At 30.4% G+C, this 20167-nt stretch carries 21 protein-coding genes; 9 read left to right on the top strand and 12 right to left on the bottom strand.

Features of this window, described 5'->3' with window-relative positions:
• Positions 1 to 12: 12 nt before the first annotated feature.
• The 4 genes from P8H50_RS04670 to P8H50_RS04650 form a co-directional block, all read right to left on the bottom strand.
• The gene (locus P8H50_RS04670) at positions 13 to 2013 is read right to left on the bottom strand and encodes a urocanate hydratase (RefSeq protein WP_300206110.1); all 2001 of its coding nucleotides are present in this window, start codon (positions 2011 to 2013) and stop codon (positions 13 to 15) included.
• A gap of 25 nt (positions 2014 to 2038) precedes the next feature.
• Positions 2039 to 2188 carry a DUF5522 domain-containing protein gene (locus P8H50_RS04665; RefSeq protein WP_300206108.1) on the bottom strand — a complete coding sequence of 50 codons (150 nt, stop codon included), beginning with the start codon at positions 2186 to 2188 and terminating at the stop codon, positions 2039 to 2041.
• 382 nt (positions 2189 to 2570) lie between these two features.
• On the bottom strand, positions 2571 to 2780 hold the full coding sequence (locus P8H50_RS04655; RefSeq protein ID WP_300206103.1) for a hypothetical protein: 210 nt from the start codon (positions 2778 to 2780) through the stop codon (positions 2571 to 2573).
• Between the two features lie 55 nt (positions 2781 to 2835).
• A complete protein-coding gene (locus tag P8H50_RS04650) occupies positions 2836 to 3078 on the bottom strand; it encodes a hypothetical protein (RefSeq protein WP_300206101.1) in 243 nt (80 codons plus the stop codon).
• A 229-nt stretch (positions 3079 to 3307) separates the two neighbouring features.
• Here P8H50_RS04650 and P8H50_RS04645 point away from each other — a divergent pair, with 229 nt between their 5' ends.
• The 3 genes from P8H50_RS04645 to hemL are packed head-to-tail and all read left to right on the top strand — an operon-like array spanning position 3308 to position 6347.
• Entirely contained in the window at positions 3308 to 4243 is a 936-nt protein-coding gene (locus P8H50_RS04645) for a pyridoxal-phosphate dependent enzyme (protein WP_300206099.1), read from the top strand.
• Positions 4243 to 5061: a glucosaminidase domain-containing protein gene (locus P8H50_RS04640; RefSeq protein WP_300206097.1), complete on the top strand. Its 819-nt coding sequence runs from the start codon at positions 4243 to 4245 to the stop codon at positions 5059 to 5061. The genes P8H50_RS04645 and P8H50_RS04640 overlap by 1 nt, the downstream gene beginning before the upstream one ends.
• A 5-nt stretch (positions 5062 to 5066) precedes the next feature.
• Complete coding sequence (gene hemL / locus P8H50_RS04635) at positions 5067 to 6347, top strand: glutamate-1-semialdehyde 2,1-aminomutase (protein WP_300206095.1); 1281 nt, start codon at positions 5067 to 5069, stop codon at positions 6345 to 6347.
• A gap of 72 nt (positions 6348 to 6419) precedes the next feature.
• Here the strand turns inward: hemL and P8H50_RS04630 are convergent, their stop codons facing one another.
• From P8H50_RS04630 to P8H50_RS04620, 3 genes are all read right to left on the bottom strand, one after another.
• Positions 6420 to 6785 carry a hypothetical protein gene (locus P8H50_RS04630; RefSeq protein WP_300206093.1) on the bottom strand — a complete coding sequence of 122 codons (366 nt, stop codon included), beginning with the start codon at positions 6783 to 6785 and terminating at the stop codon, positions 6420 to 6422.
• 126 nt (positions 6786 to 6911) lie between these two features.
• The gene (locus P8H50_RS04625) at positions 6912 to 7403 is read right to left on the bottom strand and encodes a hypothetical protein (protein WP_300206091.1); all 492 of its coding nucleotides are present in this window, start codon (positions 7401 to 7403) and stop codon (positions 6912 to 6914) included.
• Between the two features lie 82 nt (positions 7404 to 7485).
• Positions 7486 to 7698, bottom strand: coding sequence for a hypothetical protein (locus P8H50_RS04620; protein ID WP_300206089.1), 213 nt, complete (start codon positions 7696 to 7698; stop codon positions 7486 to 7488).
• A 26-nt stretch (positions 7699 to 7724) separates the two neighbouring features.
• On the opposite strand from P8H50_RS04620, the gene P8H50_RS04615 reads away from it, so the two are divergent.
• The 3 genes from P8H50_RS04615 (at position 7725) to P8H50_RS04605 (ending at position 9915) form a co-directional block, all read left to right on the top strand.
• Entirely contained in the window at positions 7725 to 7850 is a 126-nt protein-coding gene (locus P8H50_RS04615) for a hypothetical protein (RefSeq protein ID WP_300206087.1), read from the top strand.
• 405 nt (positions 7851 to 8255) lie between these two features.
• Positions 8256 to 9128, top strand: coding sequence for an alpha/beta fold hydrolase (locus tag P8H50_RS04610; protein ID WP_300206085.1), 873 nt, complete (start codon positions 8256 to 8258; stop codon positions 9126 to 9128).
• The gene (locus tag P8H50_RS04605) at positions 9094 to 9915 is read left to right on the top strand and encodes an alpha/beta fold hydrolase (protein WP_300206083.1); all 822 of its coding nucleotides are present in this window, start codon (positions 9094 to 9096) and stop codon (positions 9913 to 9915) included. The genes P8H50_RS04610 and P8H50_RS04605 overlap by 35 nt, the downstream gene beginning before the upstream one ends.
• An 88-nt stretch (positions 9916 to 10003) precedes the next feature.
• Here the strand turns inward: P8H50_RS04605 and lysS are convergent, their stop codons facing one another.
• Positions 10004 to 11695, bottom strand: coding sequence for a lysine--tRNA ligase (gene lysS, locus P8H50_RS04600; protein WP_300206081.1), 1692 nt, complete (start codon positions 11693 to 11695; stop codon positions 10004 to 10006).
• A 96-nt stretch (positions 11696 to 11791) separates the two neighbouring features.
• Here lysS and P8H50_RS04595 point away from each other — a divergent pair, with 96 nt between their 5' ends.
• Positions 11792 to 11950, top strand: a complete 159-nt coding sequence (locus P8H50_RS04595; protein ID WP_300206080.1) for a YqaE/Pmp3 family membrane protein — start codon at positions 11792 to 11794, stop codon at positions 11948 to 11950.
• Between the two features lie 101 nt (positions 11951 to 12051).
• A complete protein-coding gene (gene lipB, locus P8H50_RS04590; protein ID WP_300206078.1) occupies positions 12052 to 12753 on the top strand; it encodes a lipoyl(octanoyl) transferase LipB in 702 nt (233 codons plus the stop codon).
• 175 nt (positions 12754 to 12928) lie between these two features.
• Here the strand turns inward: lipB and P8H50_RS04585 are convergent, their stop codons facing one another.
• From P8H50_RS04585 to P8H50_RS04570, 4 genes are read right to left on the bottom strand one after another with little or no spacing between them, the layout of a single operon-like run.
• Positions 12929 to 13438 carry a hypothetical protein gene (locus P8H50_RS04585; protein ID WP_300206076.1) on the bottom strand — a complete coding sequence of 170 codons (510 nt, stop codon included), beginning with the start codon at positions 13436 to 13438 and terminating at the stop codon, positions 12929 to 12931.
• A gap of 17 nt (positions 13439 to 13455) precedes the next feature.
• The gene (locus P8H50_RS04580) at positions 13456 to 14505 is read right to left on the bottom strand and encodes a nucleoid-associated protein (protein ID WP_300206074.1); all 1050 of its coding nucleotides are present in this window, start codon (positions 14503 to 14505) and stop codon (positions 13456 to 13458) included.
• Positions 14506 to 14551: 46 nt separating this feature from the next.
• Positions 14552 to 16990 (bottom strand): ribonuclease HII, encoded by a 2439-nt coding sequence (locus tag P8H50_RS04575; RefSeq protein ID WP_300206072.1) that lies wholly within the window; start codon positions 16988 to 16990, stop codon positions 14552 to 14554.
• Between the two features lie 32 nt (positions 16991 to 17022).
• Positions 17023 to 17622 carry a ribonuclease HII gene (locus P8H50_RS04570; RefSeq protein WP_300206071.1) on the bottom strand — a complete coding sequence of 200 codons (600 nt, stop codon included), beginning with the start codon at positions 17620 to 17622 and terminating at the stop codon, positions 17023 to 17025.
• Positions 17623 to 17775: 153 nt separating this feature from the next.
• On the opposite strand from P8H50_RS04570, the gene P8H50_RS04565 reads away from it, so the two are divergent.
• Positions 17776 to 19767, top strand: coding sequence for a putative porin (locus P8H50_RS04565; protein ID WP_300206069.1), 1992 nt, complete (start codon positions 17776 to 17778; stop codon positions 19765 to 19767).
• The last annotated feature ends 400 nt before the right edge of the window (positions 19768 to 20167 follow it).

Below are 20167 nucleotides of genomic sequence, written 5' to 3'. Positions count from 1 at the left end.
TTTTTTTAATAGTTATAACGATTCTATCATGGCATCATCTACACTATTAGGTAATGTTACTTTTAAATTAGGTTCTATTTCCATTGCGCGTTTTATTGCAAATATTGCGCCTTCGTTTCTTGCCCAACTTCTTCTGGAGATTCCATTATTAACATCCCAGAACAACATTGATTTTAAGCGTTTTGAAGCTTCTTTACTACCATCAAGAACCATACCAAATCCTCCATTGATAACTTCTCCCCAACCAACACCACCACCATTGTGAATGCTTACCCAAGTTGCGCCACGAAAGCTGTCTCCAATAACATTATGTATTGCCATATCTGCTGTAAAACGAGAACCATCATAAATATTACTGGTTTCTCTGTAAGGCGAATCTGTTCCAGAAACATCATGATGGTCTCTTCCTAGTATTACAGTGTCTATTTCACCTTTTGCAATGGCTTGGTTAAAGGCTTCTGCTATTTTTGCTCTACCTTCTGCATCTGCATAAAGTATTCTAGCTTGAGAGCCAACTACTAGTTTGTTTTCTTGTGCACCCTTAATCCATTGAATATTGTCTGCCATTTGTTGTTGAATTTCTTCTGGAGAATGCTTCATTAATTCTTCTAAAACACTACAAGCAATAGCATCTGTTTTTGCTAAATCTTCTGGTTTTCCTGAAGCACAAACCCAACGAAAAGGTCCAAAACCATAATCGAAACACATTGGACCCATAATATCTTGTACATAACTGGGGTATTTAAATTCTTTACCAATTGTAGGATGAGTAGACATAATATCTGCACCTGCACGAGAGGCTTCTAACAGAAAAGCATTTCCGTAATCGAAGAAATAAGTGCCTTTTGAGGTATGCTTATTTATAGCATCTGCATGACGACGTAATGTTTTTTGAACTTCTATTTTAAATTGTTCTGGATTATTAGCCATCATTTCATTGGCTTGATCAAAAGACATGCCTGTTGGATAATAACCTCCAGCCCAAGGATTATGAAGTGAGGTTTGGTCGCTTCCTAAGTCTATGTGAATATTTGCTTCGTCAAACTTTTCCCAAACCTCTACGATGTTTCCTAAGTAAGCTATTGAAATAGTTTCTTTTTCAGCTTTGGCTTTATTAACTCGAGACACTAATTCATTTAAATCTGTAATTTTTTCATCTATCCAACCTTGATCTAAACGGACTTGAGTGATTTTTGGATTTACTTCTGCGCAAACTGTAATACAACCTGCAATATTTCCAGCTTTTGGCTGAGCTCCAGACATTCCTCCTAATCCTGAAGTTACAAACAGGTTTCCTTTTGGTTCTTTTCCTATTTTTCTAAATCCGTTTAAAACGGTTATGGTTGTGCCATGAACTATACCTTGTGGTCCAATATACATATAGCTTCCTGCTGTCATTTGGCCATATTGTGTAACACCTAAGGCGTTAAATTTTTCCCAATCGTCTGGTTTAGAATAATTTGGAATCATCATGCCATTAGTTACCACCACTCTTGGTGCTTCTTTATGTGAAGGAAATAATCCCATTGGATGCCCAGAATACATAACGAGTGTTTGCTCGTCGTTCATTTCTGCAAGGTATTTCATGGTTAGGCGATATTGTGCCCAATTAGAAAAAACACCACCATTTCCTCCATAAGTAATGAGTTCATGAGGATGTTGAGCTACTGCATAATCTAAGTTGTTTTGTATCATTAGCATAATGGCAGCTGCTTGTTTTGATTGTGCTGGATATTCGTCTATTGGTCTTGCGTACATTTTGTAATCAGGACGTAAACGATACATATATATTCTACCGTAAGTATCTAATTCTTTTTTAAACTCAGGAAGTAATGTTGCATGGTGTTGCTTATCGAAATATCTTAAGGCATTACGTAACGCTAATTTTTCTTCTTCTTTGCTAAGAATAGCTTTGCGTTTTGGCGCATGATTTATTACTGTTTCGTATTGTTTTTGGGCTGGTAAAACTTTTGGAATACCTTCAAGAATTTGAGTTTTAAAAGTTGAGTTCATTATAGTGTTCTCTTATTTTATTGAATTATTTTTTTTTATTGAAGCCGTATGGACAATGTCTACATCCACTCTCACAACAATACCCTCTTTTTAAATGGTATTGCTCTGTAAAACACCTATAGCCTTCTGGTGTTATGTAAAAGTCTCCTTCTTCTAATAGAATATATTTCTTCATTAATTACAAATATAATGTAAATTGGAGTGATTTTTGTAACCAATATTTTATGATTTTAATTTCTAAATATTTAGTACCTAAAGGTTATTTAGGAATCACTATATATCCATTCGTTTTACTTAAAAGTAAAGTGTTAAAATCGAATATAGTATTGGTAAATCATGAGAAAATTCATTTGAAACAGCAACTAGAATTATTAATCATACCGTTTTATGTGTTTTATTGTGTTGAATTTATTTTTAGGTTAATTCAATATAGGAAATGGTATACTGCATATACGAATATATCTTTTGAACGAGAGGCTTATACAAATCAAAACGACCAAGATTATTTAAAATCAAGATCGTTTTGGGGATTTTTAAAATATATTAACACTTAAACTTTAATACAAAGCTTTCTTATATAGTTGTGTTTTGTCTGTAAATACAATTTTAAGTAGTAAAGCATTGTAAGACTTTATTATACCTTTTAATGTTAGTGTTTTAGAATCTACGTTATTGTATGTCATTAGTCGTTTTCCAAGAATATTATAGACTACGATACTTTCTATTTTTTTAGACTGAGAGATCACTTGTAAATTATCACTAGACACTACTTTTATTTCGTTAGCATCTACTAGGTATTCATCTGTAGATAAACTTGCGTTATTATAGATCAGCAGCTATTGGATTAGTTGTATCTGTTGCTGTTAAAGTAGTGCTTGAAACAACAGAACAGCTAGTGTTTGATGTAAGCATAGTTGCAGAACAAGGGTCATCGTTAGAAGGAGGCATGTAAGTGTTATTTCCATAACTAATATTACAAACAATCATAAAAATGATTGAAGTAGCAATGTTAAAAACCAGTCTTGATTTTAAAGTAGGGATTTTAATACAGTAGTTTTGTTTCATAGCTTGTTTATTTATTTAATAAAATCAACATGTAATTTAAATTTCACTTTAGATTTAGACTTTAAATCTTTTCTAAAACAACAAAACACAAAGTGTTTATTTAATCGATGAAATACATATTTTTTGTTAAATTCAATTAAATATACAAACATTAAGGTATGAATTGCAAATTTATTCGATGAAATGCATTAATTTTATAAAGAAATCGTAAATAAATCATCTAAAATTAATGAATACACTAATTGCAAACTTAAATTTTAATGCTAAAGAGATTAAAAATCAAAGTTTTGTACTAGAGAATAGTAATAGTTTTAAATTGTTTATTAAACGAGAAGACGAAATTCATCCTGTAATATCTGGTAACAAATATCGAAAATTAAAATTTAACATAAAGACTGCAAGGAAAGAAGATAAAACAACACTTCTTACTTTTGGTGGTGCGTTTTCAAATCATATTGCAGCAGTTGCAGCAGCAGGAAGTACCTATGGTTTTAAAACCATTGGAATTATTAGAGGAGAAGAATTAGCTAATGAAATTAATAAAAATGCAACTTTAAAATATGCCAAAGCTTGTGGTATGCATTTTAAATTTATTAGCAGGACAGCATATAGAAACAAAAAAAATACAAATTTTATAGCAGCTTTAAAAAATGAATTTGGTGATTTTTATTGTATACCTGAAGGCGGAACAAATAATTTAGCTATTGAGGGTTGTAAAGAAATTTTAACAGAAGCAGATTCTAGTTTTAATTATATTTGTGTGCCAGTGGGAACAGGTGGTACCATAGCAGGAATAATAAATAGTTCTCAACCGCATCAAAAAGTTTTAGGCTTTTCTGCTTTAAAAGGCGACTTTTTAAAAGAAGATATTTGTAAATTTGCAAAACAAGATAATTGGGAATTAATTACAGATTATCATTTTGGAGGTTATGCTAAAATAAATAACGAGTTAATTACGTTTATTAATACTTTTAAAGCAGATAATAATATACAACTTGATCCCATTTATACAGGAAAAATGCTATATGGTATTCAAGATATGATTAACAAAAATTATTTTCCTAAAGGATCAAAAATTTTAGTCATACATACAGGAGGATTACAAGGTATTGCAGGAATGAATGCTAAATTAAAACAGAAAAATTTACCATTAATAACAATTTAATGAACAGAATATTTACACTTATTTTCTTAATAGCCATGCTATCTAGTTGTGGTTCTTCAAAAAAAGTAACAACAAGAAAATCTCAAAATAAAACAAGCCGTGTTGTTAAAACCACCAAAAAAAATAAGGTACCAGAAGTGGTTGTAAATACATCAACAGAAACCGAAGAAATTATTAAGGAAACTCCAGAGAATTATGCAACACCTACTCATGAGTATATAGCTATTTATAGTGACATTGCTCAAGACGAAATGCGAAATTATGGCATACCTGCAAGCATAACTTTAGCTCAAGGAATTTTAGAATCTGGATCTGGAAAAGGAAGGCTTTCAGTAGAAGCCAATAACCATTTTGGTATTAAATGCCATACTGGTTGGACAGGTGGAAAAATATATCATGATGATGATGAAGATCAAGAATGCTTTAGAAAGTATAAAAACTCTAAATATTCGTTTAGAGATCACTCTTTGTTTTTAAAAGAACGTAGTCGATATGCTGGTTTATTCGAGTTAGGCGCAGGCGATTATAAATCTTGGGCTAAAGGTTTAAAAGCTGCGGGTTATGCAACAGATAGAAAATATCCTCAAAAGTTAATAGATTTAATAGAGCGTTATCAATTGTATCGTTTTGATAACGAGGTTCTAGGTGTTGAGGCTAGTCTAAACAACAAACATACTGTGGTGTCTGGAGATACTTTGTATTCTTTGTCCAGAAAGTATAATATTTCTGTTCCAGAATTAAAAGCTTTAAATAGTTTAGAAACAAACAACCTATTTGTAGGGCAAGTAATATATATTAAGCCCATTATTAAAGATTAATTATAATGATTTATAAACGTAGTAGTGCTCTTTTTGCAGCAGCAGAGAAGGTAATTCCAGGAGGAGTAAATTCTCCAGTTCGTGCATTTAAAGCAGTAGGAGGTACTCCAATATTTGTTAAAGAAGCAAAAGGAGCTTATTTGTACGATGAAGATGGAAATGTATTAATAGATTATATTAATTCTTGGGGACCAATGATTTTAGGTCATGCCTACCAACCAGTTGTAGATGCTGTAGTAGAGAAAGCACAAAAAGGAACTTCCTTTGGTATGCCAACAGAAATTGAAACTCAAATTGCAGAATTAGCTGTTTCTATGGTACCAAATATAGACAAAATTCGTTTTGTGAATTCTGGTACAGAAGCCTGTATGAGTGCTGTAAGATTAGCAAGAGGTTTTACTGGGAAAGATAAAATTATAAAATTTGCAGGCTGTTATCATGGCCATAGCGATTCGTTTTTAATACAAGCAGGAAGTGGTGCTGTAACCTTTGGAAGTCCCAATAGTCCTGGTGTTACAGCAGGTACAGCAAAAGATACTTTGTTGGCAAATTATAATAATTTATCTAGTGTTGAAGCCTTAATTGCTGCTAATAAAAATGAAATTGCCTGTATTATTATTGAGCCAGTTGCAGGAAATATGGGCTGTATTCCACCTGTAAAAGGATTTCTTGAAGGCTTAAGAACATTATGTGATGCGAATAATATTTTATTAATTTTTGATGAGGTAATGACTGGTTTTCGTCTAGCTAAAGGTGGTGTACAAGAGTTGTATGGTGTTGATGCAGATATTGTTTGCTTTGGAAAAGTAATAGGAGGTGGTTTGCCAGTCGGAGCATTTGCAGCTAGAAATGAAATTATGAATCAATTAGCACCTTTAGGTCCTGTTTACCAAGCAGGAACTTTAAGTGGAAATCCTTTAGCTATGGCAGCAGGTTTTGCTATGTTGAATGAGTTGAATAATGATAAAGACGTTTTTAAGCGTTTGGCAGAAAAAACCGAGTATTTGCATAAAGGTTTAGCACGAGTATTATACAATAATAATATTACACATACCATTAATAGAGTAGGTTCTATGATTTCTGTTCATTTTGATAAAGCAAACGTTATCGATTTTGAAACTGCTGCAAAAGGTAATAATGAGACTTTTAAAACCTTTTTTCACGGAATGCTCAATCAAGGCATTTATATTGCTCCAAGCGCTTTTGAAACTTGGTTTATAACCGATGCTCTAACTTATAATGATTTGGATAAAACAATAGCAGCTTGCGATGCTGTTTTTAGATAAAGTTCCAATAAAGTTTATAAAAAAAAGCGACTACCAATGTAATCGCTTTTTTTTCTAACTTATTTTTAAAACTTAATCTTGCACGTTTTCTAAAAGTTCTTCTTGCTTAGTTGCAATTAAATATCTTTTGTATAAATCGTCACCTAAGGTTTCTTTAATGCTAGATTGTAATATTTGGTTTACTTTTAAAATGGCATCATTATACTCAGAAGTACCAGAAGTTAAGTGTTTTTTAATAGAGTAAAGCTTGCTTTCGTAAGCTTGGTATGCATTATAAATTTCTTCAACTTTATTGTCGTTAAATTTAAGCATAGAACGTAATTCTTTAGCTTTAACTATAGCGCTCTCGTTAATCTTAGCCATGTCTTGAGCAATTACAGATTGAGTGCCAATTAATAGTGCAAATGCGAAAAAGCAGAATGTAAATATTTTTTTCATTATTATTATTATTGTTATACGTTAATATCTCAAAGAAAAGCTATTTTGTTAAATTTTGCAAATAAAAAAGTACCGATTATATATTCGGTACTTTATTTATTTTTTTAAGATGTAATTAATTGATTATTATTCTTTAACTTTTTCTAATCTCTTCTCTCTTTTTTCACCAGTTCTATTTCGTTGCATCATTTTTCCTTTGGTGTTTTTTACTCTTCTTAATTGAGAAACTTTTTCGTACTTTGTATATTGCTCTTCAGTTAATATTTTTTTCATCTCTCTTTTAGTAGCAATTTGGTGGTCTAACTTTTCGTTAGCCATCTGTAATTTTTCTTCTTTAGTAGGTTTTTTACCAGCTTCTAAAGCAGCCATTCTTTTTTCCATTCCAGCCTTAAGCAATTTAGCGTTTTTAAGATTTAGCTGTTCAACTTTTACTTGTTGTTCATCTGTAAGATCTAGTTCAAGTGTTAGCTTCTTAGTTTGAAGTTGTGCCATGTCTTTTGGTTCCATATCTTTAATATGTTCCATTTTTTGTTTTCTTAACTGTTGCTGTTCCTTCTTTTCTTGAGCAGTTACTTGTAGAGCAAATAATGCTAATGCTACTATTAATAATTTTTTCATTTTTTTATTGTTTTAAATTGTTTAACACTCTTAGGACACTAAAATAATAAAAAGGTTTAAATCAAGAATGTTTTTTTAAGTATTAATTAACAGCTTGAGCTTTTGTAACCAACTCTAATGTTGCCTTATATAAAGGTTTGTTTTCTATTTTGCTTTTTAACCATGCAAAAAAGCTCATTACAAAAATATCTTCACGTTTAGCTTCTACCCAAATAAAAGCGGCTTCCATTTTATTTTTAAAATGTATGGTTTTTATACTGTCTGGTTTTTTATAATAGCGTTCAACAAATTGCAAATAGGTTATTACACGTTCTTGGTGTTGTGAAATTTATAGAAAACTACGGAAGCATTCCAGAACAGTTGCAAAAAGATTTAGACCGTTTAAGCGAGGCAAGTATTCCTGTTGATGTTGTTTTCGAACAAGGTTTAGAAGCCCTAGGATTATAATAATAAGTTTTATTTTTTTTAAAAAGCTTCAGAATAATTTCTGAAGCTTTTTTGTCGTTATAATAGAACAACACAACGAATAAAAAGCAAATAATTTTAAAAATTATTATTCAAGTAATTTTATTTATTACATTTAAAAAAAAATCAATATTAAAACATGGCGTTTACAATAATAACTCTTCTGCTAATAGCCTATCTCATTTTTAGAGTTGTTAAATCAATTAATAAAATCAGAGATTTAAGAGAAAACGGCATAAATGTGACAAATAAAAACTGGTATTATAAGTTACTTTCAAGCCTGTTTTTAAAAAAACTTCCTTCTTAATATATTAGGTAGTCTTTTTTTAAAAAGTCTTCATTCTTAATAAGAACTATTTTTTCTATCTTGTTGGTTAAATTTAACTTATGCCATATTGGTTACATACCTTTATAATTGTTGTAATAGTATATATTGTTATTAGTGTAGCTTTATATTATTTGCAAGATTATATTTTATTTAAGCCAGAAAAATTACCTAAAGACTTTCAGTTTCTATACGATAATCAAGAAACAAAAGAGTACAATCTCGAAACTAGAGATGGTGCCATTATAAATGGTGTACTTTTTAAACCTAAAGCAGAATCTAAAGGTTTAGTATTGTATTTAAAAGGGAATTCTAAAAGCATTAAAGGTTGGGGAAAGTTTGCTGTCGATTTTACAAGATATGGTTACAGTGTTCTCATGGTAGACTATAGAGGTTTTGGAAAAAGCACTGGCAGACGTTCTCAAAAAGCCATAAAACGGGATTTGCAGGAAGTTTATAATAAAATAAAAGAGCAAACTACAGAAGACAGAATTATTATTTACGGTCGCTCTCTAGGATCTGGTTTTACTACCAAATTAGCCTCTATAAATAATCCTAAAATGTTGGTTTTAGACGCTCCATATTACAGCCTAACAAAAGTGACAAGCCGTTATATGCCTTTTATGCCTTTGTCTGTACTTTTAAAATATCCATTACCAACTTATAAATGGTTAAAATATGTACAATGTCCTATACATATTATTCATGGCACGAACGATAAGTTGATTCCTTTTAAAAGTAGTATTAAACTCTCTAAAGTCAACCCAAAACTCACCAAACTACATAGCGTTATTGGTGGAGGACATAAAAATCTTAATAATTTTGAGTCCTACCATAAAATGATTCGTGATATAATAACCACAAAGCAAGAACCAATAGATTTATCAACCACAAGTATTAATGTTATACACTCCCACAAAAAGAGCAAAAAATAAGCTTATAAAAGCGTTTAAAATTGTTGCTTTTTTATATTTTTTAATAGGAATAGTCCTTTACATGTTTCAAGAAAAACTACTCTTTTTACCAACAGTATTAGCAGAAGATTATAAATATACTTCGGTTTATAATTTTGAAGAAATAACGCTTGAACCAGAAGACAATGTGACTTTAAATGCTATTCATTATAAAGTTGAAAAACCCAAAGGTGTTATGTTATATTTTCATGTTAATGCTGGCGATTTATCGCGTTGGTCTAAAGTGAGTGAGTTTTTTGTTGCAAAAAACTACGATGTCTTGATTATGGATTATCGTACCTACGGAAAAAGCAAAGGCAAGTTAAGTGAGCAAGCTTTTTATAATGATGCGCAGTTATTTTACAACTATTTATTAAAACAATATGAAGCTTCAGAAATTACCATTTATGGTCGCTCTTTAGGAACAGGTATTGCAACTTACGTGGCTTCAAAAAACAAAGCCAAACAGCTTATTTTAGAAACACCATATTCTAGTATTACAGCTGTTGCAAAGCATAGATTTCCTGTATTTCCAATAAAATGGTTGTTGAAATATAAATTTCCTTCAGAAGATTTTATTAAAAATATTACCTGTCCAATTACTATTTTTCATGGTACAGAAGATAAAATTGTGCCTTATCAATTTGGAGTAAAATTAGCTGAACAAGCAAAAAAGGACCAAGTTAATTTTATAACTATTGATAAAGGAAGCCATAATAACCTTGTGACTTTTGAGGCGTATTTGGAAGGAATTGATAAAATTTTATAATTAATAAATTAAAATAAAAAAGGAACTACATTTCTGTAATTCCTCTCTGTTTTGTATGATTCCTGCCTTCGCAAGAATGACAAGTTTATTAAACCATTTCAACAAACAAACCATCATCTGTTTTGCTAACTTTAGCGACACCAATTTTGGTTAATCCTTTAATGGTTTTATCCCATTTTTTGTTGCTTAAACCAGACTGTGTTTTTAATGTATTTAAATCAATAGGTGAATTCTTTTTCAAGATTTCGAAAACTGCTTTTTCATCGTCACTCATAGCAACCGCTTTCTTTTCTGGACGCATTTGCGGAAAAAATAAGACTTCCTGTATACTTTGGTTATTAGTTAAAAACATAATTAATCTATCCATACCAATTCCCATTCCAGATGTTGGTGGCATACCGTATTCTAAAGCACGTAAAAAGTCTTCGTCTATAAACTCTGTGGCTTCGTCGTCTCCTTTTTGAGCCAATTTTAATTGGTGTTCAAAACGTTCGCGTTGGTCTATTGGGTCATTCAATTCAGAATAGGCATTTGCTATTTCTTTTCCGCAAACCATAAGCTCAAAACGCTCTGTTAATTCAGGATTGTCACGATGTTCTTTACACAACGGACTCATTTCTTTTGGGTAATCTGTTATGTAGGTAGGTTGTATGTAATTACCTTCACATTTTTCACCAAAAATTTCATCAATTAATTTTCCTTTTCCCATGGTTGCATCTACTTCAATTCCCATACCTTTTGCAGCATCAAAAATTTCAGCTTCTGTTTTGCCATTAATATCGAAACCTGTAAAATGCTTAATAGAATCTGCCATGGTTACACGAGCATAAGGCGCTTTAAAGTCAACCTCATGTTCACCAAAAGTAGCTTTTGTTGTTCCATTAACAGCAATAGCACAATGTTCTAATAATTTCTCACAGAAATCCATCATCCAATTATAGTCTTTGTAAGACACATAAATTTCCATAGCTGTAAACTCTGGATTATGAGTGCGATCCATACCTTCGTTTCTAAAGTTTTTAGAAAACTCATAAACACCATCAAAACCACCAACTATTAAACGTTTTAAGTATAACTCATTTGCTATACGCATGTATAACGGAATGTCTAAACTGTTGTGGTGTGTAATAAATGGACGTGCTGCTGCTCCTCCAGGAATAGGTTGTAAAATTGGAGTTTCTACTTCAAAATATCCAGCATTATTAAAGAAATTACGCATCGCGTTAAATAACTTTGTACGTTTAATAAAGACCTCTTTTACATGTGGATTTACTGCTAAATCTGCATAACGTTGTCTGTAACGCATTTCTGGGTCTGTAAACGCATCGTAAGTTTTACCATCTTTTTGTTTTGGTATAGGTAATGGTTTTAATGCTTTACTTAGCATTTTAAAGTCTTTTACCATAACTGTTTTTTCTCCAACTTGTGTGGTAAACAGTTCGCCTTCAATACCAATAAAGTCTCCTAAATCTAATAATTTTTTAAAAACTAAGTTATATAAATCTTTGTCCTCACCAGGACAAATTTCATCTCTATTAAAATACACTTGAATGCGTCCTTCTGAATCTTGTAATTGTGCAAAAGAAGCTTTTCCTTGTATATTAATTGCCATCAATCTACCAGCAATTACTACCTGTTTACCGTCTTTAAAGTTCTGTTTTATGCTTTTAGACGTTTCTGAAACTGGAAATAAATCTGCTGGATATGGATTAATTCCCATATCGCGAAGCTTTACTAGCTTTTCTCTTCGTACGAGCTCTTGCTCAGATAATTGTGACATAATATATGTGTTTAAGCCTGCAAAGATAATTGCTTTGTAACAAAACACAATAGTTTGCGTCCTATTAATACATCATCAATCATTAAAATTTATATTATGAGTATCTGGAGAGTTATTCTTTCAATTATATGTCCACCTTTAGCTGTATTAGATAAAGGTTGTGGCTCAATAGTAATCACTTTTTTATTATGGCTTTGCGGTTGGGTTCCAGGCGTAATTGCGGCATTGGTAATCTTAAATAACCCGAATAAGTAGTTTTTAGTTGCCATACTTCTTGATGCCTTTTTCTTTCATTTCAATCAAGAAAAACATTTGAAATGACAAGCTGATTTAAATTTATCGTAATTTTGCAGTCTATGAATAAAACAATTGTACTTCAAGATTTAGGAACTAAAGATTTTAAAGCCACTTGGGATTACCAAGAAGAATTATTTAAAGGTATTTTAGATACTAAAATTAAAAATAGGAGAGAAGCTGCTGGTTTAGAAACCAATAACTACTTTTTATTTGTCGAGCATCCTCATGTATATACCTTGGGTAAAAGTGGTGATATGTCTAATCTGTTATTAGACGAAAAACAATTGACCGAAAAAGGTGCCACTTTCTATAAAATAAATAGAGGTGGAGATATTACCTACCATGGACCAGGACAAATTGTGGGCTACCCAATTTTAGATTTAGATAACTTCTTTACAGACATACATAAATACTTACGTTTTTTAGAAGAAATGATAATTCTTACACTTGAAGAATATGGTTTAAAAGCTGAGCGGTCTCCAGGAGAAACTGGTGTTTGGCTGGATGTAGGTACGCCATTTGCTAGAAAAATATGTGCTATGGGAGTTCGTGCTAGCCGTTGGGTCACCATGCATGGTTTTGCGCTAAATGTAAATGCTAATTTGGGTTATTTTGATAATATTATACCTTGTGGTATACGAGGAAAAGCTGTGACTTCGCTAAACGTTGAGTTAGGTAAGAAAACTATTGATGAAGCTGAAGTTAAAAGCAAATTATTGAGGCATTTTACCACACTTTTTGAGGCTGAATTTGTTGAATAAACTTAAGATTTTAAAATTAAACTTGCTATTTAGCTGATTTGAAATTGATTAAATGTTTATATCAGCATTTAGTTTAATTTCTAACATAGCTATTTTTTTAACAAAGTCCAGTAACAATTTATTAAACCTTTATTTCATTATTATACTTTCCTTTTGCAATAAAATTCATTTTTAATTACTTAAAAAAGTAATAATCCATTAAAAACATTAGCCCAACACCATAAAGAATATCGAGCCAGAACACATGAAGAATTCTAAAAAAGTAAATAAATATTACAAATGGATAACCTAATATAGAGATGTAATTTTTGTTTTTAACTTCTATATTTGTACGTTTCCAAATTAGCTTACCAATATCTGTTTCTGGAAAAGATTGTGCAGCTATAGAAATACCAAGCCATGCACAGGTTAAAAAGGCAGTGCCTTTGTTATATTCTACAGCTTTGTAGCATAACGGAATAGCAATTAAGGTTAGTGTTACAAATGGAATGATAGAAAATAGAAAAAGTTTATAGTACTTAGAGTCTTCTTTAATTTTAACAGGATTTCCTGTAAGAATGGAAGCGTAGTTAATTTCTGTAATTTCTAAATCAAGTAATTTTGCAGAAAAGATATTAACTATTAAATCTAAAATTACACCAGGAAAAGTGATTAGTCTAATTAAAATGCCTATTAATATACCCATTGTTTAATTTTTTATGTTTAGCCTTCTGCATTAAAAAACACTTTGTAATAGTGCATTTTTTTGTCCTCGTCGTAACCACGTTCTAGGTATTCGCTAGCTGCATCTGGCGCATCGATATCTAGTTTTATTTGTATGTTAGTGTCTAGTTTTATGTCTGTTTTAATTTTCTTTTTGTCTTTTTTTACAACTGCTTCAGCTAGATCAAATTGGTTACGTAGTAATACATTTTGCTCGCCTTCATATTCTTTTTTAAAGTCTTCAAATTGTCTAATGTGTTTTTCTTCTGTAAAAAGGTCTTCTTTAAAACGTTCTATATTTATAACTTCATTTTCCTTGAAATAGTCAATGGTTTTGGCTAAAAAGATATTTCTTTGTTGTTCTCCATAGCTGGGTTTTAAAATTTCGGTAGAAAAAGCACTACACATGTTTAAGTAGTTGTGTGTGTGATTATTCATATCATCTGCATACTTAATGTTTAAGAACTTGTCTAACCAATATTGCGCATCGTAACTGTTGTTGTCTACACTTAAAATAATATGGCCTTCCATGTCTTTTTGATTAAGAATCAAGCAACCTTTATCTACTTTTTTACTAGAAATCCCTTTTTGTACCAAGACATCGTAGCTGTTATTTTCGAGATAGGTTTGAAAGAAATTAATTTTATTTTCAATTTTAAAAATACCAATAGCATTGGTTACCATTTCTTTATACTCTATACCTTCAAAAACAGCTACCAAAACATCTCCAGTTTTTATTTGCGCAGAGTCGCTTTGCTCGTACAGGTGTTTTACAATGTTTTTTGAGGTTTCTATAAAAGCATCATCATCTTCGAAAATGTTCTTAGAATATGCATTAATTTCATTGAGGTCTACATTTGCGTGGTGATTAAAACGATAACTTTGTACAACGGTTCCAAAAGGCCTTAGTAAAAAAGGTAACATTAGCTCGTAACTGTCTTCGTCGAAATGCACTTCTTTATGTGAAAACGCATTTTTTGTGTCATTATGTTTGTTGCCAACTTTATGAATTATAAATTTTGAAATGCTTGCTTGGTTACGATTAATCATCTTGAATAATATGGTTTTTAATTATTTATTTTAGCTAAAGCCAATTCTAATTTATTTCGTAAAGTAAAATGCTATTAGTATCTCCTTTTGTAATAAATTTTAAGCTATCGTCTTTATCAATATTATCTAGTTCTATGGCAGAGTTTCCATATACAGGAAAGTTTTCTATAGGCTTTGCTTGACTATCAAATAGCAATACTTTTTGTGCTTGTAAATCTGTTACAGAAACGTAAATTTTATCTTTTATATAAAATATTTTTACAGGAGAATAGTTGCCTAAATCGAGCTCTAGTCTTTTACTTTTAATGTTAAGAATGTTCTCGTTTTGAGACACCAAAGTTTTTGTAGTTGTAGTAATATGGTGGTTTTTAGTTAGGTCAACGGGTTTTGTAGTTACGTTACCTTTTTGATCGATACTTACTATTTTACCATCTCTAGTTGTTGTTGTAAAGGTGTTATTATAATTAAAAACGGCTTTGTTAGAGAATTCTAGGTCTTTTAATACTTTTACTCGTGTTTGTCCTCTTCTATTTAGAATATGAAGCGTCTTATCTGTTTTAATTAAGATGTAGTCTTTATTACCAATTCTTATATGCTGTGGTTGATGGTTTATGGTATTTTTAGCTAATTTAAATTGAAAACCTTTAACTGTTTTGCCTTGAGCATTGTATAATAAAACAGATGGTCCTTGGGTTACAAACAGTCTGTAGTTTTTGTTTTTATCGTAATCGAATACAGAAAGCGGTTGGGTTATTTTGTCGTTAAACTTTAGAGGATATCCAGAAACATCTTTTCCAGTTCTATCTAATAAGTAAACGCTGTTTGGTGTGGCAAACACTAATTGAAGTCTTCCGTTTTTGTAACTGTCTATTTGTTCTATCTTGCCTAAAACAGGACCATCAAGTTGTTTTTTCCATATAATATTACCATTATTAGAAATAAGATATAGTTTGTTGTTTATGTCTTGAATTACAATTTCTTTTTGCTTTGTTCTGTGGTTTGTTACAAATTGCGGATTGTTTAACAAATCGGCATCAAGTTTAATATTTAAAAGCTCTGTAACCGCATTGGCTTCGGCTTTTATCTTATTTTTTTTAATGGCTCCATGAAGGTGTGCATAATGCGAATCGTAAACAAATTGTAACGCAGAAACTTTGTAGTCTTCAAAATTATTATTTAAACTAACGTCTAGATTTAGATCTATTAAATCTTTCAGTTTATTGTTGTTTATAACCTGTAGTATTGAAGATTCGGTACTTAAATTATTGGTGATATTAGTGTAATATTCACGATCACTTAAAGTTGTTTTGTTTTGATAATTTGCAATAATGTTTTCTAGTGCTTCAGTGTTTTTTGCAAAAATAAAAAATTGGTCAATGGTACAATAATAATTGGTTTCGCTATTATTAATTAATGGATAAAACACATTATTAAATACTTCCGGTTTACTGAAATCGTGAATTGGAACCTGTCTGTAGGTTTCAATTATGTTTTGTTCACTTAATAGATTTTCTTTAGTAGAAATAACATCGATTGAGTTTAAAACTACAGCTTGGTTTTCACCAAGGTAGATGGTTCCTACTTCAATAATATTATCGAATAAAGGAGTTAAAGTTGTACTGTCTTGCTTTTTGTTAAAAGTATCTAAATTGGTTTTAAAGGTTTTAAAGTTATTAAAAGTAAAGCTTAAAAAGCCATCACAATTATTTGGTGCAATTTTAGCTAATTCATTGACTTGTGGAATTGTGTTTTTAAAGATATTAATGAGTTTTTTTGAAGAATCTGCTGCTTTAGTAATACCATTGAAAAGAATTTCGTCCTGGGAAATAACAGCATCAAACGAAGTGTAGTCACTAAAATCTTTAAACTGTAAAACTTCAGAATTAAATATAGAGCGCACCAGACTACCATTAGTGTCATTTAAAACTACAGAAACAGACTTGCTATTATCTAGAGTATTTATAACTTTTAGCCTTGTTTCGTTTTTGGTTTTTTTTGTGATTGCTGCCTCTAATAGTTTTTTGCTTGAGCTACCAATGGCTATGCTGTCTTTAAAAGTTGTGTATAAAACTTGATTATTAAAAGTTATTTTTTTAGCAGTTGTATTCGCTATTTGTAAGGTTTCAATTTTATGATTTGAAAGTGAGTCTGTCTCAAAAATATTAGGTACTTGTTTAGTCGTTATTGTAAATTGAAGGCTATCGTTTTTATCATTTAAAAAAGAAATAATAATAGGATGTTCTGTATTTATTAAGGCTAAGTGGTTTAGTTTTTTTGAAGCATTTTTATACATTGAAGATTTAGAAAGGCCATTAATAAAACCATTGTTTTTTAGATTAGTTTCAAGACTTTCGGTGTCATTAATTATTACAATAATTGAAGCTTCCTCAGGAATAAAATCATATTCAGATGCGTTTTTATTGCTGTTCGTGTTACAACTCACAAGCAGTATAAAAAAAACTATAGTAAAACTTAAATTTTTCATTCTATGATTAAAGTATTTTAGCATAATCAAAATTACAATTCTAATTTTAATTGTTCAGGTAAAAGTCTAAAGCTTTTTCTGTGGTATTTTGTTGGGCCATATTTTCTAATAGCATCTCTGTGTTCTTTTGTTGGGTAGCCTTTGTTTTGTTTCCAATTGTACATTGGGAATTCTTGATGAATTTTAAGCATATAAGCATCTCTGTGGGTTTTTGCTAAAACTGATGCTGCAGCAATACTTAAAAATTTACTATCGCCTTTTACGATAGTTTTAAATGGAATATCCTGTAAGGGCTTAAACCTATTTCCATCTACAATTATAAATTCTGGTTTTGGATTTAATTGTAAAATAGAACGTTGCATGGCTAAAATAGAAGCGTTAAGAATGTTTATTTTATCTATTTCATATTCGTAAACATGGGTAAAAGCAAAAGCTATGGCTTGGGTTTCTATAATTGGTTTTAGTACCTCGCGTTTAGTTTCCGAGAGTTGTTTAGAATCGTTTAAAACTTCGTTTTTAAAGGACTTTGGCAAAATTACAGCAGCAGCAGTTACAGGTCCAGCTAAGCATCCTCTTCCTGCCTCGTCTGTTCCACATTCTAGTTTAAATTTTGAATATTTTAATTTTAGCATTTATGTAATTCTTAACAAAAAACAGTAATATTAATTGTAATTATACGTTTCTGAGTTTATTTGCCAAACAGTTTGAGATATTTCATATTTTTGGCAAAACTTTAAATTTTAATCTGTACCTATTTTTGTCAGGTTAAAAATAGATATCATTTAATGAATAAAATAATTTTTGCATTTTTTTTAATTTGTTTTGTTAGTGTTTCTAATGCTCAAACAACTCCAAAACCTACAATAGGGCAAGGCGGTAAGGATATTAATAATTTTTCTGGTGATAGAAATGTTAGAAACGACAGTTTATCACAATTAAGCACAAAAAGTACAAGTAATGAGAATTTAAAAAATTTAGATGCTAAAATTACAGACTATTTAATTATCTCACATAAAAACGACACCACATATGTCGATACAACACTTACCATTCAAAAAGAGTACAAATACAACTACCTTAGAAAAGACGAATTTAATTTAATTCCTTTTTCTAATATTGGTCAAACTTATAATACGCTTAGTAAAAACTTTGAGAGTATTTCTTTAATGCCAGAATTTGGAGCACGAGCAAGACATTTTAATTATATGGAAATTGAAGACATAAACTATTTTCATGTACCAACACCATTAACAGAGTTAATGTATAAGTCTGCTTTCGAGCAAGGCCAGCTATTAGATGCTTTCTTTACTATTAATACATCTAAGCAATTTAATTTTTCTGTTGCTTATAAAGGTTTGCGCTCTTTGGGTAATTATCAACATATTCTAACAAGTACAGGTAATTTTAGATTTACGTCTAGCTATAAAACTAAGAACAATAAATATGTTGCGAATATGCATTTTGTTTCTCAAGACCTCTTTAACGAAGAAAATGGAGGTTTAACAGATGAGAATGTTTTGTTTTTTGAATCTGGAGAAGAAGATTTTAACGATAGAGGAGTACTGGAAGTAAATTTCGAAGATGCCCAAAACACATTAAAAGGTAAAAGGTTTTACTTAAACCACAAATACAATATAATAAATAAGTCTGATTCTATTTCTAAAAGCAACCTAAATGTAGCACATATAATGTCCCTAAAAGACAAAAGCTATTTATTTGAACAAGATTCTCAAAATGATATTTTCGGAACAAGTTTTAGAACAAGTAATCTTAGAGACCGAGTGACTTTAGAAGAGTTATCTAACCAATTACAATTAAATTATTCAAGTAACATTTTTGGTGATTTACAATTCAATGCAAGTCATACAAATTATAATTATGGATACAATAAGCTAGTGGTGTTGAATGGAAATACGATAACCAACAGATTGAAAGGAGGTATTTTAGCTTTAGGAGGTAAATATAAAAAGCAAATTAAAGATTTTAATCTTCAAGGAGAATTAGGAGTAAATGTATCTGGTGATTTTGGCGGAAATTTTATAAAAGCACAAGCCTCTTATAGATTTAACAATGATCTAAGTGTTGCTGCCCAAATTAATCATAATACTGCTGCTCCAAATTATAACACACTATTATATCAAAGTGATTATGTGAATTATAATTGGAAAAACGAGTTTAATACTATTAAAACTAAACAATTATCTCTTAACATAAAATCTCAAAAGCTTATTGACCTTAGTTTAGATTTAACAACAATAAACGATTATGTGTATTTTACTAAAGACGAGACAACTAATCAAGTAAGACCTTTTCAAAACGATAAAACAATAACCTATTTAAGGCTAAAAGCAAATAAAGAAATTAAATACAGAAATTTCGCACTTAACAATACAGTAATGTACCAATATGTTATAGATGAAAACCAAGTATTTAACATTCCTCAGATAATAACAAGGAATACTTTGTATTATTCTAATCATGTTTTTAAAAAAGCAATGTACCTCCAAACAGGAATTACTTTAAATTATTTTACGGCTTATAATATGGATGCTTATGATCCGCTTTTAGCCGAGTTTTATACACAAAACGATCAAGAGTTGGGAGGTTTTCCTCGCTTAGATTTTTTTGTGAATGCAAAAATTAGACAAACAAGAATCTACTTAAAGGCAGAACATTTCAATGCTGCTTTTACAGGACGCAGTTATTATTCTGCACCAAATACGCCATTCCGAGATTTCAAAGTTAGGTTCGGTGTTGTATGGAACTTCTTTCTTTAAAGAATAAAGATTTTTAGCATTTACTTTTAGGTGTTCAGGCTTTCCACTAAATCTCTTTGTAAAAGGCAAAAATGATGCTGTGTCGATTCTAAACATTGGTAAAATAGTATTGATTAATGTAACAAAATAAAACAAACAAGCTGAGTTAAGGTCTGTTTTAAAGTTCAAGGCTATTAAATCTAGAGTGTTTTTTAAAACGATTATAACTCCAGAATAATCATCATTATATTTTTAGTATTTGACAGATAGGTTAATAGCATTTTAAATACAGTATAAATAATAAGGACAAAAACATTAAATATTTAAAAATAAAATTTATTTGTAATGTATTGATTACAAGCAATAAGGGCAGGGTTAAAAATAAAACAATAAAAAAGAATAAATAAAAGCTTGTTAAAGA

The organism is Lacinutrix sp. (genome assembly GCF_029238095.1).
In the GTDB taxonomy this organism is placed as follows: domain Bacteria; phylum Bacteroidota; class Bacteroidia; order Flavobacteriales; family Flavobacteriaceae; genus Lacinutrix.
Note: the sequence above shows the minus strand (reverse complement) of the source record. Positions and strands in the feature narration are given on the sequence as shown.